Source organism: Ligilactobacillus sp. Marseille-Q7487 (assembly GCF_949152225.1).
GTDB lineage: Bacteria > Bacillota > Bacilli > Lactobacillales > Lactobacillaceae > Ligilactobacillus.
In genome coordinates this window covers 1,783,867-1,800,924 of record NZ_CASCJC010000001.1, presented here as the reverse complement: position 1 = coordinate 1,800,924, position 17,058 = coordinate 1,783,867, and the positions used below count along the sequence as shown (strand labels likewise).

General features: G+C 38.0%; 17 protein-coding genes. 10 read left to right on the top strand and 7 right to left on the bottom strand.

The features are described from left to right. Positions 1-167: 167 nt before the first annotated feature. The gene (locus QM017_RS08830; RefSeq protein WP_282709526.1) at positions 168-881 is read right to left on the bottom strand and encodes a GntR family transcriptional regulator; all 714 of its coding nucleotides are present in this window, start codon (positions 879-881) and stop codon (positions 168-170) included. Positions 882-1,028: 147 nt separating this feature from the next. On the opposite strand from QM017_RS08830, the gene QM017_RS08825 reads away from it, so the two are divergent. From QM017_RS08825 to QM017_RS08810, 4 genes are all read left to right on the top strand, one after another. Beyond that, positions 1,029-1,349 carry a PTS sugar transporter subunit IIB gene (locus tag QM017_RS08825; protein WP_178198132.1) on the top strand — a complete coding sequence of 107 codons (321 nt, stop codon included), beginning with the start codon at positions 1,029-1,031 and terminating at the stop codon, positions 1,347-1,349. Positions 1,350-1,383: 34 nt separating this feature from the next. Next, positions 1,384-1,734, top strand: a complete 351-nt coding sequence (locus tag QM017_RS08820; RefSeq protein ID WP_178198131.1) for a PTS lactose/cellobiose transporter subunit IIA — start codon at positions 1,384-1,386, stop codon at positions 1,732-1,734. Between the two features lie 92 nt (positions 1,735-1,826). Continuing rightward, positions 1,827-2,402, top strand: a complete 576-nt coding sequence (locus tag QM017_RS08815) for a histidine phosphatase family protein (protein ID WP_282709525.1) — start codon at positions 1,827-1,829, stop codon at positions 2,400-2,402. A gap of 34 nt (positions 2,403-2,436) precedes the next feature. Then, complete coding sequence (locus QM017_RS08810) at positions 2,437-3,918, top strand: family 1 glycosylhydrolase (RefSeq protein ID WP_178198130.1); 1,482 nt, start codon at positions 2,437-2,439, stop codon at positions 3,916-3,918. A gap of 160 nt (positions 3,919-4,078) precedes the next feature. On the opposite strand, the gene QM017_RS08805 is transcribed toward QM017_RS08810, so the two are convergent. From QM017_RS08805 to pdhA, 5 genes are read right to left on the bottom strand one after another with little or no spacing between them, the layout of a single operon-like run. Further along, the gene (locus tag QM017_RS08805; RefSeq protein WP_282709524.1) at positions 4,079-5,098 is read right to left on the bottom strand and encodes a lipoate--protein ligase; all 1,020 of its coding nucleotides are present in this window, start codon (positions 5,096-5,098) and stop codon (positions 4,079-4,081) included. A 12-nt stretch (positions 5,099-5,110) separates the two neighbouring features. Further along, the gene (gene lpdA, locus QM017_RS08800) at positions 5,111-6,517 is read right to left on the bottom strand and encodes a dihydrolipoyl dehydrogenase (RefSeq protein WP_178198128.1); all 1,407 of its coding nucleotides are present in this window, start codon (positions 6,515-6,517) and stop codon (positions 5,111-5,113) included. A 2-nt stretch (positions 6,518-6,519) separates the two neighbouring features. Continuing rightward, positions 6,520-7,809: a dihydrolipoamide acetyltransferase family protein gene (locus QM017_RS08795; protein WP_282709523.1), complete on the bottom strand. Its 1,290-nt coding sequence runs from the start codon at positions 7,807-7,809 to the stop codon at positions 6,520-6,522. Positions 7,810-7,825: 16 nt separating this feature from the next. Further along, a complete protein-coding gene (locus QM017_RS08790; protein WP_178198126.1) occupies positions 7,826-8,803 on the bottom strand; it encodes an alpha-ketoacid dehydrogenase subunit beta in 978 nt (325 codons plus the stop codon). Position 8,804: 1 nt separating this feature from the next. Then, positions 8,805-9,896 (bottom strand): pyruvate dehydrogenase (acetyl-transferring) E1 component subunit alpha, encoded by a 1,092-nt coding sequence (pdhA, locus tag QM017_RS08785; RefSeq protein WP_282709522.1) that lies wholly within the window; start codon positions 9,894-9,896, stop codon positions 8,805-8,807. A gap of 426 nt (positions 9,897-10,322) precedes the next feature. On the opposite strand from pdhA, the gene scrK reads away from it, so the two are divergent. The 4 genes from scrK (at position 10,323) to QM017_RS08770 (ending at position 13,169) form a co-directional block, all read left to right on the top strand. Further along, positions 10,323-11,204 (top strand): fructokinase ScrK, encoded by an 882-nt coding sequence (scrK, locus tag QM017_RS08780; protein WP_282709521.1) that lies wholly within the window; start codon positions 10,323-10,325, stop codon positions 11,202-11,204. A 389-nt stretch (positions 11,205-11,593) separates the two neighbouring features. After that, the gene (locus QM017_RS09280) at positions 11,594-11,773 is read left to right on the top strand and encodes a transposase (protein WP_349238488.1); all 180 of its coding nucleotides are present in this window, start codon (positions 11,594-11,596) and stop codon (positions 11,771-11,773) included. 177 nt (positions 11,774-11,950) lie between these two features. Then, positions 11,951-12,310, top strand: coding sequence for a helix-turn-helix domain-containing protein (locus tag QM017_RS09275; protein ID WP_349238487.1), 360 nt, complete (start codon positions 11,951-11,953; stop codon positions 12,308-12,310). Between the two features lie 184 nt (positions 12,311-12,494). Beyond that, a complete protein-coding gene (locus tag QM017_RS08770) occupies positions 12,495-13,169 on the top strand; it encodes a DDE-type integrase/transposase/recombinase (RefSeq protein WP_282709520.1) in 675 nt (224 codons plus the stop codon). An 80-nt stretch (positions 13,170-13,249) separates the two neighbouring features. Here QM017_RS08770 and QM017_RS08765 read toward each other — a convergent pair whose 3' ends face one another. Beyond that, positions 13,250-14,176: a DUF1002 domain-containing protein gene (locus tag QM017_RS08765; protein WP_282709585.1), complete on the bottom strand. Its 927-nt coding sequence runs from the start codon at positions 14,174-14,176 to the stop codon at positions 13,250-13,252. A gap of 374 nt (positions 14,177-14,550) precedes the next feature. On the opposite strand from QM017_RS08765, the gene QM017_RS08760 reads away from it, so the two are divergent. Next, entirely contained in the window at positions 14,551-16,575 is a 2,025-nt protein-coding gene (locus QM017_RS08760; RefSeq protein ID WP_178195239.1) for a DHH family phosphoesterase, read from the top strand. A gap of 12 nt (positions 16,576-16,587) precedes the next feature. Next, on the top strand, positions 16,588-17,037 hold the full coding sequence (gene rplI, locus QM017_RS08755) for a 50S ribosomal protein L9 (protein WP_178195241.1): 450 nt from the start codon (positions 16,588-16,590) through the stop codon (positions 17,035-17,037). Positions 17,038-17,058: the final 21 nt, after the last annotated feature.

Here is a 17,058-nt window from a genome sequence, read left to right as displayed (position 1 = left end):
GATTAATATATCAAAATTATGGCATTTATTCCAAAAAAAGGGATAGAATCCCTAAAAAAACGAACCCAAAATAGACATAATAGAAAAATAGCTGATCAAATTTCATTTTTAGAAATTCAATCAGCTATTCTTATGTCCAGACTGGTTCTTTTTTCCCAGCCCCGTTTTTAGTGCAAGTAATTACTGATGTGATAATACAAAGTTAAGTCTTCTTGGAAGTAATCACTAGTTGAGTAATTAAAAGGTTGTTCATTTTTTAGATAATTTAACTCTTCAATACGTAAAGTGGGGCTATTTTCTGGTAGGTTGGCTAAAGTTGCTTCGTCTTTGGTCAACCGATGCAACGAAACGTATTCGTCAGCTGTTTTGATTTCAACGTTATAATTTTCGGTAATAAAAGCAAAAATCGAATTTTGACAAGCCTCTTCTGGTAAGTACGGTACAACTTCGCGCAGATAATAGGCACGCTCTAGGCTAAAGAGTTCATCTTTGATTTTGCGCAAACGTTTGATGTAATAAATAGAACTACTAGGATCGCATTTTAAAAACTTAGCAATTTTATTTCCAGCAACTTTTGTTTCGAGCTTTAAAATTGTTGAGACTACAGGATAGTCTTTATGAAAAGCATTCATCCCGACTTTGTTAGCCAAGTTCATCAGATTTTGATCGCTGTGTAAAGGTGTACTGACAAAGTAGCCACTACCTTGAATACGGCTGATAATTCCTTGGTTGTGTAAGACATTGATGGCACTTCTAATAGTGTTGCGACTAACAAGATACATTTTCATCAATTCTGCTTCACTCGGGAGTTTTTCTACAAAAGTATGGTTAAAGATTTTGGTTGCAATATCACGTGCGATCTCTTGATACTTCAAAACCATAAATTTGTCCTCCTTAATTGTTTTAAAGGTACTTGTAAAATTTGTACCAATATGATATAACTATATTGTAATCGAAAACGCTTAATCATTCAAGTGGAGCGAAATGAAATCGCTTAATGATTTGGTGAATTATGGAGGTAATTTATTATGGCTGAAAAGACAATTATGTTATGCTGCGCTGCAGGTATGAGTACAAGTATGTTGGTTGCAAAGATGCAAAAGGCTGCTGAAGCACAAAATAAGGATGTTGAAATTTTTGCGGTATCCGCTTCTGAAGCTGATAACGAATTAGCAACAAAGAACATCAACTGCGTGTTACTTGGACCTCAAGTTCGTTACATGGAAGCAGACTTCAAGAAGAAACTTGAAGGCAAGAATATTCCATTGGCTGTTATCGATATGCAAGCATACGGTATGATGAATGGTGAAAAAGTTTTAGGCCAAGCATACGAAATGATGGGCGAATAGTTTTTTTAATTAGGATCGCAAAGGAGAATTAGGGATGTCAGAAGAAGTAAAAAACCAAGTGTCAGAAGAAGAACAATTAATGATTACAATGGGCTTAATCATGAATGCGGGTAATGCTAAGTCTTTTGGTGTAGAAGCAATCAAGGCTGCTAAAGAAGGTAACTTTGAATTAGCACACCAAAAATTAGATGAAGCACAAAAAGCACTTGTGGAAGCTCATAATACACAAACTGGGATGTTGACACAAGAAGCACAAGGAAACCATGCCAACGTTACATTGTTGACTGTTCATTCTCAAGATCACTTGATGACTGCTATTACATTTTGTGATCTAGCTGCTGATTTCGTTGATGTTTACGAAAAATTGGCTGATTTAAAGAAATAATTTAAAAATATTAGGAGGGGCGCACCTTTATGAGCAATCACAAAGGGCGGCCCTTTTTTATCAAAAACATTTTAAGAAAGAATGTGTGGTTTTTGGAAAAGACGTTATACTTAATGCGCCATGCCAAAACACTTTTCAATAAAATGCGTAAAATTCAGGGATGGTGTGATTCACCTTTAACTAAAGAAGGAATCCAACAGGCTAAAAAAGCTGGTGTATTTTTAGCAGATGTTGATTTTGACGCTGCTTATTGCTCGACTTCTGAGCGTTGTAGTGACACACTTGAATTAGTTAGTGCACTACCTTATACACGCTTAAAAGGTCTAAAAGAGGCCTTTTTTGGAGCGTTTGAAGGTGAACATGAATACTTAAATCCCAAGCGGGACCAATTAGAAGAATTTTTTGTATCTTATGGTGGTGAGACGCGTAGTCAAGTACAAAAACGTATGGTTGAAACGCTAACTGATATTATGCAAGATCCAAACAATCAAACTGTTTTAGCTGTCTCACATGCAGGATCTTCGATGTCGTTTTTAGCTAAATGGGGAGATCCAGAGATTGTTTTTGAACGTTTTGGACGTATCCCTAATTGTTGTATTTTTAAATATTTATATGATTCAACTACGAAAAGTTTTACATTATTAGATATTTATGATCCAACAGCATAAAGTTAATTTTTAGATAAAGGTAGGCTAGGTTAAGATGACTTTAGGTAAAGATTTTTTATGGGGTGGCGCAACTGCTGCTAACCAATATGAAGGTGGCTATCAAGAAGATGGCAAAGGATTAAATGCAATCGATGTTTTAACAAATGGTTCAGCAACTGAACCACGTAAGGTAACGTGGATTGATAAAAATGGACAGACTGGGTTTTCACCATTGGTTTGGGGAAAGGAGTTTAGTGTCCCTCAAGGCGCAAAACCTGCTTTGGTTGATGGTTATTACTATCCAAGTCATACTGCAACAGATTTTTATCATCATTATCAAGAAGATATCAAGTTAATGGCTGAAATGGGCTTTAAGGTCTTTCGCTTATCGATGAACTGGGCACGAATTTTTCCAAACGGTGATGACCAAACACCAAACGAAGCTGGGCTAGCTTTTTATGATAAGGTTTTTGATGAATGTGCTAAGTATGGAATTGAGCCATTGGTAACATTATCGCATTATGAGACACCGCTTGCCTTGATTAATAAGTATGGTGGTTGGATTGATCGTAAGATGATTACAATCTTTGAAAACTATGCTAAAACAGTTTTTACGCGTTATAAAGGTAAAGTAAAATATTGGTTGACATTTAATGAAATTAACGCAATGGATCACGCGCCATACATGGGTGGTGGTTTACTTGATCCAACACCGCAAAATCGAGCACAAGGAGCACATAATCAATTTGTAGCTAGTGCCTTAGCTGTCAAAGCCGCTCATGAAATTGATCCTGCAATGCGTGTTGGCCAAATGTTAGCTTATGCACCAATTTATGCTTACACTTGTGATCCAGCTGATCAAATTGCCATCATGGAAGAACAACAAAAGACGTTCTTTTATTCTGATGTGCAAACGGGTGGGTATTATCCAGAATATCGCTTGAAATACTATGAACGTGCTGGCATCAAGTTAGACGATACGCCAGAAGATTATGAATTGTTGGCTAAATATTCCGCTGATTTCTTGAGTTTTTCTTGTTATAGTTCAGCGGTTGTGACGACGCATCAACAAGCCGCTAAAGCAGATGGCAACTTAGGGATGGCCGGCGTAAAGAATCCATATCTTGAAACCAATGCCTGGGGTTGGGCAACGGATCCACATTGTTTACGGTTAGCGTTAAATACCTTGTGGGATAGATACCATAAGCCATTATGGATTGTTGAAAATGGTTTAGGCTGGGATGATAAGCTCGAAGCAGACGGTAGCGTGCATGATGATTACCGCATTAAATATTTACGCGCCGCTATTAAATCGATGGATGATGCCGTTAATTTAGATGGTGTCGATTTGATGGGGTATGCAATGTGGGGTTGCATCGACCTTGTCTCAAATGGGACCGGTGAAATGAAGAAACGCTATGGCTTTGTTTATGTTGATCGTGACGATCTTGGTAATGGTAGCCTAAAACGGATTAAGAAAGATTCATTTTATTGGTACAAAAAAGTCATTGCTTCAAACGGATCTGATTTAGATTAATAATCTTTGGATAGATGCTACTGGTTAACAGCTAGCATCTATTTTTATACAAAAAAGCCATCCGTCTTGACGGATGGCTTTTTATTTCCCGTAAATTGGGAAGGAATTTTTATTTTACTGTTAAGCAAGTCTGGTTAGGTTAGATGGTTACAGAAATGATTTATTTTTGTTTGCTTAACAGATCAATAACATCATTAGGCTCAATACCACTAAAGTAAGCACTTAAATCAAAATCAGCTAAAGCTTTAGCAATGGTATCAGCATCATAAACTACGCCGATTAAGGCTGTTTCAAGGTCGTTGACGGCTTTAGCACCGAAGAAATCACCATAGATTTTAGCGACAGTAATCTTGCCGTTTTCAACGACGTAACGAGCATCGATGGTTCCACCTACGAATTTTTGGCGCCGTTGCACACTAAATTCAGGGGATTTACCATAGACCCAATCCCAATTGCTATAAAGTTCTTGGGTAATCTTTTCAATTTCTTTTTTGTCGGTTTCATCTAGATTAAAAGCAAAAGCTTGGGCTTGTTCTAGTGTATCGACTTTGAGAAGTTTTTTAATTAATTCATCCCTAAATCCAAAAGCATCCAAATTTTGGTATGCTGGTTTTAGATAAGGTTTGATGTTAGTAACACGTGAGCGCACAGATTTGATACCTTTTGATTCAATCTTATCTTGAGGAACACGCAAGGCACTAGCAACTGCACTTGTATCAACGTCAAACATCAAGGTTCCATGGCAAAAGCTAATCCCATTTTTGGTATACATTGCATTGCCGGAGAATTTTTTATTATCAATGATAATATCGTTGCGTCCGTTAACTTGCGCACCAGTTGCGCCCATGTCGTGTAATACATCGACGATTGGTTGCAAGATACTTGAAAAATCACCGAATTGTTGTTTTTCAGCAGGAACGACAAAGCTATAGCATAGATTGCCTAAATCTTGATAGACTGCACCCCCACCAGAAAGACGGCGAGTAACTGTTACGCCGTTTTCTTGGCAGTAAATCGGATCGATTTCTTCCATGGTGTTTTGGTTACGCCCTACGATGATGCAAGGTTTTTCGATATAAAACAACATGAAAGGTGGTTTGATTTTACCAGAGTTGAGCAAATATTGTTCAGTTGCTAAGTTTGTGCGAATATCATTGGTTTGCATTGCTAGATATTGCATCTAATTCACCCCTTAGATGTTTGTTGGGAACCCTAAACCAACATCAGCAGCATCCATGACAGCTTCACTGATTGATGGATGTGGATGGATAGTTAAGGCAACGTCATCAACGGTTGCACCGGCTTCAATAGCTAAGGTCAATTCACTGATCAAGTCAGAAGAGTGTGCCCCAACGATTTGAGCTCCGACTAAAATGTTAGAGTCTTTGATAAAGACTAAGCGTACAAAACCATTTGTTGCACCCATTGAGATTGCACGACCATTAGCTGCAAATGGGAATTGTGCTTTTTTAACGTCTAAGCCTTGTTCTTTAGCTTCCGCAAAGGTTAAACCAGTTGTTGCAATCGAAGTGTCTGTATAGCAAACAGCAGGCATTGCATGGTAATCAACAATTGTTGGCTTACCTGCGATTGCTTCGGCAGCAACTTTACCTTCGTAGCTAGCTTTGTGTGCTAAAGCAAAGCCAGGAACCACATCACCAATTGCATAGATGTTTGGTACACTTGTACGGCTTTGAGCATCAACTTCGATTAAGCCACGTTCATCAATTTTAACACCAATTTGTTCTAAGCCCATGTCGCGTGTGTTAGGGCGACGACCAACGGAAACGATGCAGTAATCAGCTTCGATTTCCATATCTTTACCATTGACGTTAGCGGTGATGATTACGGAATCTTTTGTTTGTTCAGAATTTTTAGCAAAAGCATTAGTGTAAATATCTACACCTTGTTTGCTAAAGTGATGTTCAACAACTTTCACCAAGTCTTTTTCATAGTTAGCTAAGATTGAATCAGAGCCTTCTAAGATAGAAACGTGTGCACCTAAGTTAGCGTAAGCAGAAGCCAATTCAGAACCGATGTAGCCACCACCGATTACAACTAAACGTTTAGGAACTTCTGTTAAAGCTAAAGCGCCAGTTGAATCAAGCACACGTCCTTCGAATTTAAAATTAGGAATTTCAATTGGATGACTACCAGTTGCGATAATCAAGTTGTTGAAAGTATAAGTTTGTGCGTTGTCTTCGCTATCTAAGACACGCAATGTGTTTTCGTCTTTAAGGTAAGCATTACCCCAAATAACATCGATTTTGTGTTTCTTAAATAAACCAGCAACACCACCGGTTAATTGAGAAACAACTTTTTGTTTCCATTCTTGGGTCTTTGAAAAATCAAGGTTAGCTGCGGTTACACGCAAACCCATGTCTTGGGAATTCATTGCATTTTGGTAACGGTGTGCGGCTTCAATTAAAGCCTTAGATGGAATACAACCAACGTTTAAGCAGACACCGCCAATGTATTCACGTTCAATCACAGTAACTTTTTGACCTAATTCAGCTGCATGAATTGCAGCAACATAACCACCAGGGCCCGCCCCGATGACAACTGTATCTAGTTCGATTGCGAAATCTCCAACAACCATTCTTATCCCTCCATTAATAGCAATTCTGGTTCGCCAAGTAATTCTTTCAAGCGGTTAAGTGCCTTTTGAGCAGTTGCACCGTCAATCACACGGTGGTCAAAGGCCAAGGAAAGTTTCAAGACTCTAGCAGCCATGACTTCATCGCCTTGAACAACTGCTTCCTTGGTGATGCGACCAATACCTAAGATGGCAACTTCTGGCCAGTTAATGATTGGTGTAAAGAATCCACCACCAACAGAACCGATGTTAGTTAAAGAAATGCTTGCATGTTTCATATCTTCAACTGTTAATTTACCTTCTTTAGCCTTGGCTGTGTTTTCTGTGATTTGTTTTGCGATGCCAAATAAACTCATTTGATCTGCATGCTTGATGTTTGGCATAAACAAACCACGTTCAGTATCGGTTGCGATACCAACATTGATGAAGTCATTAAAGATCATTTGCTTGTTGTCCATATCAACAACTGAGTTAAAGATTGGGAATTCTTTAAGCACAACAGCAACGGCTTTGACGATGTAAGCCAAGAAGGTTAGGCGGACATCTTTTTGTAAAGCCAATTCTTTGTATTTTGCACGATGTTCCCATAATTTATCCACGACAACTTCATCAAAGACATGAACGTGTGGGATTTCTTGAACTGAGCGTGCCACTGATTTAGCGGTTGCGTAACGAACAGCTGACATTTTTTCAGCATGTTGTGGCCAAGCTGCATCGGCAATAACTTGTGGTGCTTTAGTTGGTTGTTTAACTTCTTGTTCTTCACTAACAACGATTGGAGCACTACCTTGAGTTAAGAATTGATCGATATCACTACGTAAAATTTGGCCGTGGTTACCTGTACCCTTAACTTGAGTCAAATCAACACCTTTTTCACGTGCATAAGCGCGGACTACAGGCATAGCTAAAACAGGTAAGCTGTGGTCTTGAACGCTAGGTGCATTTGTAGCTGCGATTGCTGGTGTGGCAGGGGTTGTTTCTTGTGGCTTAACTTCAGCATTAGCTTCTTGAGCAGGTGCTTCTTCTTGGCTTTCATCAACATTACCCAAACCTTCAGCAACTTCAAGTTCGATCAAAGGATCGCCAACTTCGGCCGTTTCACCTTCAGCCACTAAGATTTTAATAACTTTACCAGCCACAGGAGATGGTAATTCTTCTACTGATTTATCATTTTCAATTTGTACTAATTCGCCGTCAACTTGGACTTCGTCGCCTGGCTTAACGTGCCATTCACCGATTGTTCCTTCGGCGATACCTTCACCGATATCGGGTAATTTAAATTGATATCTACTCATTAATTTTTACCTCCAATTAGTAGTTCACGATTTCTTTGACCTTAGCGATAATATCGTTTTTATTTGGTAACCATGCATGTTCTGCTTCACCAAATGGATATGGTGTATCTGGCGCATAAACACGACCGATTGGTGCTTCTAAAGACATAATGCCTTTTTCAGCAATGATTGTAGCTACTTGGCTAGAAACACCAGCTTGTTGTTGTGCTTCTTGTACCAAGACAACACGTCCAGTTTTTTGAACAGAAGCGAGGATTGTTTCTTCATCAATTGGTGAAACTGTTCGTAAGTCAACAACTTCAACATCGATACCTTCTTTAGCTAAAGCATCAGCAGCTTTTAAGCTTTCTTGAACCATGTAGCCATAAGAAATGATAGTCAAATCTTTACCTTCACGTTTAACATCTGCTTTGTCTAACGGGATAGTGTACATTTCTTCAGGCACTTCTTCTTTGACAGAGCGATAAAGTTTCATATGTTCCAAGAAGACAACGGGATCATCTGAACGAATCGCAGAAAGTAATAAACCTTTAGCATCGTATGGACCACTTGGGATCACAACACGAATTCCTGGTGTTTGTGCCATCAAACCTTCTAAACTATCAGAGTGAAGTTCAGGAGTATGCACACCACCACCAAATGGTGCACGGATTGTCACTGGCATTTTACGGCTCTTACTCATACGGTAGTGAGTCCGTGAGATTTGACCAGCAATTTGATCCATAACTTCAAATACAAAACCAAAGAATTGGATTTCACAGATAGGGCGGAAACCTTGTAAAGCTAAACCAAAGGCTAAACCACCAATACCAGATTCAGCTAGTGGAGTATCAAAAACGCGGTCTTTACCGTGAATGTCTTGCAAGCCATCGGTTGCACGGAAAACCCCACCGTTACGTCCAACGTCTTCACCAAAGATTAATACTTTGTCGTTGTTCTTTAATTCTTGGTCCATGGCTTCTGTAATAGCCTTAATCATTGTGATTTTTGCCATTTTATTTAGCCTCCTTTGCCTTGAAAACCGCAATTTGATCTTGTAAGGTTTGCGGTGTATCGATAAATGTGTTTTCTAAGAATTCACTGATCTTTTGAACAGGAGCTGCTTCAGTTTCTTTGATTGCTTCGTTGATTTGTTCGTTGAATTCTTCTTCCCAACTTTGTTCTAATTCAGATGTCCAAAGACCTTTTTCAAGCAAGTATTTACGCATTCTGATCAATGGATCTTTTTGTTGCCAATCGCCTTCTTCAGCAGAAGTCCGGTAACGTTTTGGATCATCACCGGATAATGTATGTGGACCATAGCGATAGGTTAATGTTTCGATTAAAACAGGGCCGTTGCCAGCAACGCTCCAATCACGAGCAGATTTAGTAACCGCATAAACGGCTAAAGCATCCATACCATCTACTTGAACGCCAGGGATTCCGGCAGCAACAGCTTTTTGTGCTAAAGTAGGTGCAGCTGTTTGCAAAGCACGTGGCACAGAAATAGCGTAACCGTTGTTTTGAACAAAGAAGATAGCAGGTGCTTTGAATGCGCCGGCAAAGTTCATTCCTTCGTAAAAATCACCTTCAGAAGTACCACCATCTCCGGTGTATGTGTAAGCGACATTAGGTTTTTGATTTCTCTTAAGACCTAAAGCAACACCGGCAGCTTGTACATATTGTGCGCCAATGATGATTTGTGGTGGTAAAGCTTGTAAACCTTCAGGATACTTGTTTCCCAAAGCATGACCTTTTGACCACAAGAATGCTTGATAAAGTGGTAAACCGTGTTGAACTAATTGTGGAATATCACGGTAAGCGGGCAATAAAAAATCTTCTTTTTCCATTGCAAAGTTAGAAGCAATTTGGCTTGCTTCTTCGCCAGCTGTTGGAGCAAAAAAGCCCAAACGACCTTGGCGGTTAAGTTTGGTTGAACGTTCGTTTAAAACACGTGACCAAACCATTTGTTTGAAGAGTTCTACTAACTCTTCATCGCTCAATAAAGCAGCCAACTCTTGATCAACCACTTTTCCGGTTTCATCTAAAACACGGATAGGTTCAATCACAGGGGCTGCGTTTAATTTATCAAAATCTATTCTACTCATCTATAAAGCCTCCTAAATCAGTTATTGCTACAATAAGCAATTTTTTAACTATATGACAAAAAACCGACAAACAAATCATTTCTTTACTGTAACGCTTACACAATGAATGTTACTCTGTTTGTTTAACGTTGTAAACATTGTTGCATCTTGCACATATTGTATATATATGTTAAATAACTGATAATAATTGAAATTAATATGCTGAAAAAAATTTTAAATTGTGCACAATGTGATTTTCTTCACTAATGTCTTTAAATTAATCTTTAAAATTTTTATTAAGAAGGTAACCTGATATATTGACGATATGCATCTTTTTAGACGATTTTCCAGATAGGACTAGTTTTTTTGCGTGAAAAATTGCATAATTTAATGTAGTTAGATAAACTTAAAACAAACATAATTTGTTTGTGATGGAGGTAATATAAGATGCTTTTAGGAAGTGTTGAAGCCGGCGGGACAAAATTTGTCTGTGCGGTCGGTGATGAAAATTATCAAGTAAAAGAAATGGTCCAATTTCCAACGACTACACCTGAAGAAACATTAGCTAAGACAAGTGAATTTTTTGCACAATTTCCTGATTTAAAGGCAATCGGGATTGCATCATTTGGTCCGATTGAAATTCGCAAGGACTCGCCTAAGTACGGCTATGTGACAACTACACCAAAGCCAGGTTGGCATGATGCTGATTTCTTAGGAACATTAAAGAAGACCCTAGATGTACCAATGGCATGGACAACTGATGTAAATGGTTCGGCTTATGGTGAATACGTTGCTTACAAGGATGCCGGTCAAGAATTAAGTTCATTAGTATATTACACAGTCGGAACTGGAATCGGGGCTGGAATCGTGATCGATGGCAAGCTAGTAGGCGCGAAGGGTCATCCAGAAATGGGCCATGTCTTGGTAAAACGTCATCCAGAAGACTTAGCTTTCAAAGGTGTTTGCCCATATCATGGTGATTGTTTAGAAGGCGTGGCAGCTGGCCCAAGTTTTAAGGCGCGTTTAGGGATTGCCGGCCAAGATGTACCGTTTGATAACCCAACTTGGGATATCGTGGCCTATTATGTGGCCCAAGCCGTGATGCAAGCGACTTTAACCGTGCGCCCAGATAAAGTTATTATCGGTGGTGGGGTGTCTAGCGAGACATTCTTGCAAAAAGTTCGCGTGCAATTTAGCGAAATGTTAAATGACTATGTCGAAGTCGGTGATTTGGCTGAATATATCGTGATGCCAAAAGTTGCTAACAATGGTTCGGCAACTTTAGGTGATTTTGCCTTAGCAAAGCAAGCTTTAGAAGAAGGGAAATAAGTGATTTTAAAGGTAGTTGTTGTATGCAACTGCCTTTTTGTTCAAAAAAAGCGCAAATTTTTAAGAAAGAAAACATATTTTTTTAATTAAATCTGTATAAGATAGTCATATTTTTTTCACAGGTAAGCATTAGTATATAAGCATACCCAATAGCAAAACAAGTTTCATAACTTTTTTTCTCTATAAAAAGTAAACATACTAAAAGTGCTTATCTTTATAGGAAAGACTACTCTTTTTTCTTCGCGGTTTTCCCCTTAACCGCGAAGTTTTTTTATTTTTGTGGAAACTTAAAAGAATAAAAAACCCCTGAAATCACATGGGGCTATAATGCCTTCTAAGTATACAGATGAAATATATAAAATCATCGTATACTTGGAGGGTATTTTTTTATGGGAAGAAAACCAAAATTTAGTCCAGAACAAAAATTAGCTATTTTAAAAGAAGTAAAGAAGACGAGTATTTCGCAAGTTCTAAATGAGTATTCTATTGATAGAAAAACATTAAATAGTTGGAGGCTATTGTATAAGTATCAGGGAATCGACGGACTTAATAGTAAATCCAATAATTAGAGATATTCTCTTAAATTTAAAATTTCTTTGGTCGCTTCTTTTAAAGAATCAATAGATTCTGCACTCGAATTCGCAATAAAAAATGGAGTGAAATCAGATAAACAACTTTTTGATTGGATAAAACGGTATAATGAATTTAATATAGAGGCGTATTCGCCTAGAAAGAGAGACTCAAGTATGCCTAAAAAAAGAAAGCCCGCCAAAAAAACAACCTTTGAAAAACGTTTAAAGATAATTGAAGACCTTATTAAACATAATCTAAATTATAACTTAGTCGCAAATAAGAATAATGTCAGTTATATTCAAGTATATAACTGGTATAAAAAATATACAGCTAGTGGTAATAATCCTGAATCACTACGTGATAATCGTGGAAAATCAAAACCAGAAGAATCATTGACCGAACTTGACCATCTCAAAGCTGAAAATCGTCTACTAAAAGCCCAACTTAAACAACAAGAAATGGAGATAGCCTTCGCAAAAAAATTAATGGAAATACGCAATCGAGGGGAAAGAAATAAAATATCAAGCAATTAAAGAATTGCATAATGAACATGGATGGGCTATTAGTAAACTTGCGAAAATTGCTGGGGTAACAAGAGATGCATACTATAAATGATTTAAACGAAGTGATAGTATCTATCGGAAACAACAAATACAGTTACTTAATACCATAATTTATTTAGAAGAGAAGCATAATTATACACTTGGATATTTAAGTATGATTACCCAGTTAAAATTTGAAGGGAAACTAAATTTTAAAGTTGGTTTAAAGCGAGTAAGATCTTGTATGCGTAAAAATAACATTAGAGTAAATGTTAGAAAAAAGAAACGTAATCGGATTAAACGATACGAGGAATATATCAGCGAAAACTTATTAGCTTGTCAATTTAATCGAAGACATAAAAATGAAGTATGGGTTACAGATACAACAGAAGTTAGTTACTTTGCGAATAATGAACTAAGAAAAGTTCGCTTACACGTAGTGTTAGATTTATATGGTCGTTTTGTAATAAGTCATAATTTATCACAAACTGAAACTTCAGTGGCAGCTATAGAGACATTTAAAAAGCTTTTGCGCATGAACCACAAGCACATCCGATGGGTTCATACAGACAGAGGTGCAGCATACTGTTCAATAAGTTTTAACAACTATTTAGAAAAGATGAATTGTGTTCACAGTATGTCACACCCTGGGCATTCATGGGAGAATTCACCAATTGAAAGATGGTGGAATGATTTTAAGCTTCTTTGGCTAGCACGTCATCCTCGACCTCGATCATTTAGAGAGTTAGAACAATTGGTAGAAGATGGAATTAAATATTTCAATACACAGAAAGCATATGCATCAAAAAACGACCTAACAGCGGAACAATTCCGCAATCAGGTCGCATAATCAATTTTTATATATTTAAACTGTATACTTGACAGGACATAGTGCTAAGGAATTCAGGAGTTGATTTTAGCAAGCAAGCTTTAATTAAAGAAGCTTTTGATCCATTCGATAAATTGAGTAAAAATATTCTTAGCTTTTTGGACGGTTTCTTTAGCCGCATCACTGTTGGCCCAGTCTTTGACCTTGTTCATCAGATCGCCTGTCGAGTTTTTGACGTTATCAATTGTGTTTGTCACATTTTCAAGGTAGTCTTTACTCAAAGAAATTGGGGAGTTTTCAAATTTAATCAAGACGTTGATGATATTGTTGACCGCATTTTGGGAAGTTTGGTTGGCAATATCATGTTTTTGTAAGGCTTCGTTTAACAATTGTTGAATGTCTTCTCTTGTTAAAGTTTGACCGTCTTGTTTTTGTTTTGCGATTTCTTTGGTGGTATCCCCAACGGCTGCCATCAATTTTCCGGCATAGGCACTGTCGTCTTTGTTTTCGTTGATGGCTTGTTGGGTAGCATCAAGCATTTGGTTAGCCGTGGCCGTATCGGTGGTGTTAAGGGTGATACCGTCTTGTGCCAAGGCTTTGTAGACGCCGGTTAGAGCCGATTCACCCGAGACAGCACGATTGGCTGTTACGACGATTGTCACGTCGTTAACCCCAGCCATCTGGGCCACCATCGCATATTGTTGGGCGGTCACTTGGGTGATGTTGTCTTGGCCGTCGTATTTTTTGATGTTGACTTTAACGCCAGACCCTGGATCGCTAGGAGCGATTGCCACCGAGCTAATCATGGCCGCATCGGTCGTCGTGGCACCGTTGCCGATGTATTTGCTATAATCGCTAGCCGTAGCGGTTAACGTCTTAAAATTAGAGTCGGTCCCTAAGACATCGGCTAATTTTGAGCGCACCTCAGTAGCTGTACCGGCCCCATAAACAACGTAACTAGCATTTAAAGTATGACTAGTAGAGTTTGTGTCGGCTTTGATATTAGCGGGTAAACTAGTTGTTGCAATTAAAGCCAAAGCGGCGATGGTTAAACGTTTAAGAAGCTTTGTTTTCACGAGCGATATTAAGGAACTCTAAAATTCCTTGCTCCTTTCTTAGAAAATATATTTACTTTCATTTTACCATTAAATCTTTGTACCAATGTATAAGAAAGCACAAAAATTGTTTAAAAAAATATGATTAGATTTAACTGACAAAACAATGAATTCAATGTATACTTAAAGTAAGAAAAACTCATAACCAAAGAAAGGAACTAGTTTTAGGCTGGCTCCTTTTTTTGTTATTACAAAGTGTGATAAAATAAAAGATAAAATCTATGTCTATTTTTGTTAGGAGTAAAAGTTTTTCTTTGACAATAAGCAAAGAAAAAGTGAGGAAGTATATGAAAAAAATTATTTCAAAGGATTTTTGGCAAACATTAGACTTTATGCAAGAAAGACAACCACGCTTAATCGCGGTCTTTTTATTGTTGATTGCGTTGGCTTGTGATGTGATGGCTTTCATCTTAAATTGGATGTTAGGAATTATCTTGTTAGTTGCCTTAGTTTTGGCAATTGTCTTGGTGTTAGAAACATTAGGCAAAATTGTGGAGCGCACCAACGAATATATTTCAGATTTATCTTATCGTATCAAACGTGGTGAACAAGATGCTTTAGTACAAATGCCAATTGGAATTTTATTTTATAGTAAAGACTATGATGTTCAATGGATTAATCCAACGTTACAGCAATATTTTGGCAAGGTTGATTTATTAGGAAAACCGCTAAAAAATGTTGATAGCGAACTTTTAGCATTGATTAGTAAACATCAAGAAGAAGAGACATTTTTTGAAGCTAAGTGGCGCGATAATTATTTTAATATCTTGATTCAACCAGAATTACATGTTGCTTATTTGTATGAGGTAACTCATTATGTCGAGTTACAAAAACATTTTAGTGAATCACAGTTAGTTATTGGACAAATATTTGTCGATAATTATGATGAGGTTACTAAAGCGATGAACGATAAGAGTGTTTCTAACTTGAGCAATTTCGTGACTAATGCGATAGATGATTGGGCTAATGAGTTTGGGATGTTTGTTAAACGTGTCGATGAAGATCAGTACCTAGTTTTAGGCTATACTAAATCTCTACAAGAAATCGAGCAGCAACGTTTTAAGATTTTAGATACTATTCGTGAGTGGACATCAAAGCAAAATTCACCATTAACACTAAGTATTGGTCTAGCCTATGGGCAAGAAAACCTGGCTTCTTTGGCTAAATTGGCACAAAGTAATTTAGACTTAGCCTTAGGACGAGGTGGTGACCAAGCGGTAGTACGCCAAGATGATGGTCAAGCGCGTTTTTATGGTGGCAAGACTAACCCGATGGCTAAACGAACGCGGGTGCGTGCACGCATGATTTCCCAAGCCTTAAAGGAATTAATGGCACAAAGCGAAGAAATTTTTGTAATGGGGCATACACGTCCTGATATGGACTCAATTGGTGCTTGTTTAGGTTTACGTCGGATTGCAGAGATGAATAAAAAGCAATGCTGGATTGTTTTAGACAATGAAGTTGTCCACTCAGATATTGCGCGTTTATTAGAAGAGTTGGGTGCATATCCTGAAATTAAAGAAAAGATTATTTCAACAGACGAAGCACTTGAAAAAATTAGTGCCAATAGTTTATTGGTGATGGTTGATCATTCTAAACCATCGATGGCACTTAGCCCACGTTTATATGAACGTCTGCAAGATAAACTGATGATTATTGATCATCATCGCCGTGGCGAGGAATTCCCAGAAAATCCACTGTTAGTTTACATTGAGCCTTATGCAAGCTCAACATGTGAGTTAATCACAGAAATGTTTGAATATCAAAGTCGTGATAGTGAGCCAATCAATAAATTAGAGGCGACAGCGATGCTTACAGGGATCATTATCGATACTAAATCGTTTTCTATGAATACAGGTACAAGAACCTTTGATGCGGCTAGTTATCTACGTTCGGTAGGTGCCGATCTAGAAATGACTAGACATTTCATGAAAGAAAGTGCAACACAATATTTGCAGCGTAATCATTTGATTGATCGTGTGGAATTTATTGGTAATTCCATGGCGGTTTGTGCAGGTGAAGATGGTCGTCCATACGATCCGGTGACCGCCGCTCAAGCAGCCGATTCACTTTTAGATGTCAGTGGAGTGCATGCTTCGTTTGTAATTACCAGTCGACCACAAGGCAAAGTTGGAATCTCTGCACGAAGTAATGGTGAAATTAATGTACAGTTAATCATGGAAAAAATGGGCGGTGGCGGTCATTTGAGCAATGCCGCAACTCAAATTGAAGGTCAAAGTGTCAGCCAAGTAAAACGAGCTCTTTTAGCGATTTTAGAAGAATTGGCTGAAGATGGCGATGCACAAGATTAGGAGGAAAAAATTATGAAAGTTATTTTTACACAAGATGTTAGAGGAAAAGGTAAACGCGGAGAAATTAAGGAACTTCCCGATGGTTACGCTAATTTCTTAATCAAGGCTAATAAGGCTAAGCAAGCTAATGCAGCAGCGATGAGCGAGCTTAAGGGGCAAAAACGTGCCGAAGCTAAGAAAGAAGCAGAAATTTTAGCCGAAGCCAAGGCCTTAAAAGAAAAATTAGAATCTGGCAAATATGTAGTCGAACTAAAGGCAAAAGCCGGTGAAGATGGGCGCTTATTTGGTTCAATTACTACCAAGCAAATTGCACAGGCATTAAATGAACAATATGGTTTGAAGATTGATAAGCGTAAGATGGAACTAGCAGCGCCAATTCGTTCGATGGGTTATGTAAATGTACCTGTTAAGTTGCACAATGAAGTAACTTCTAAGATTCGTGTACACATTGCAGAAAAATAATGAGTGCTTAAGCATAAGTTT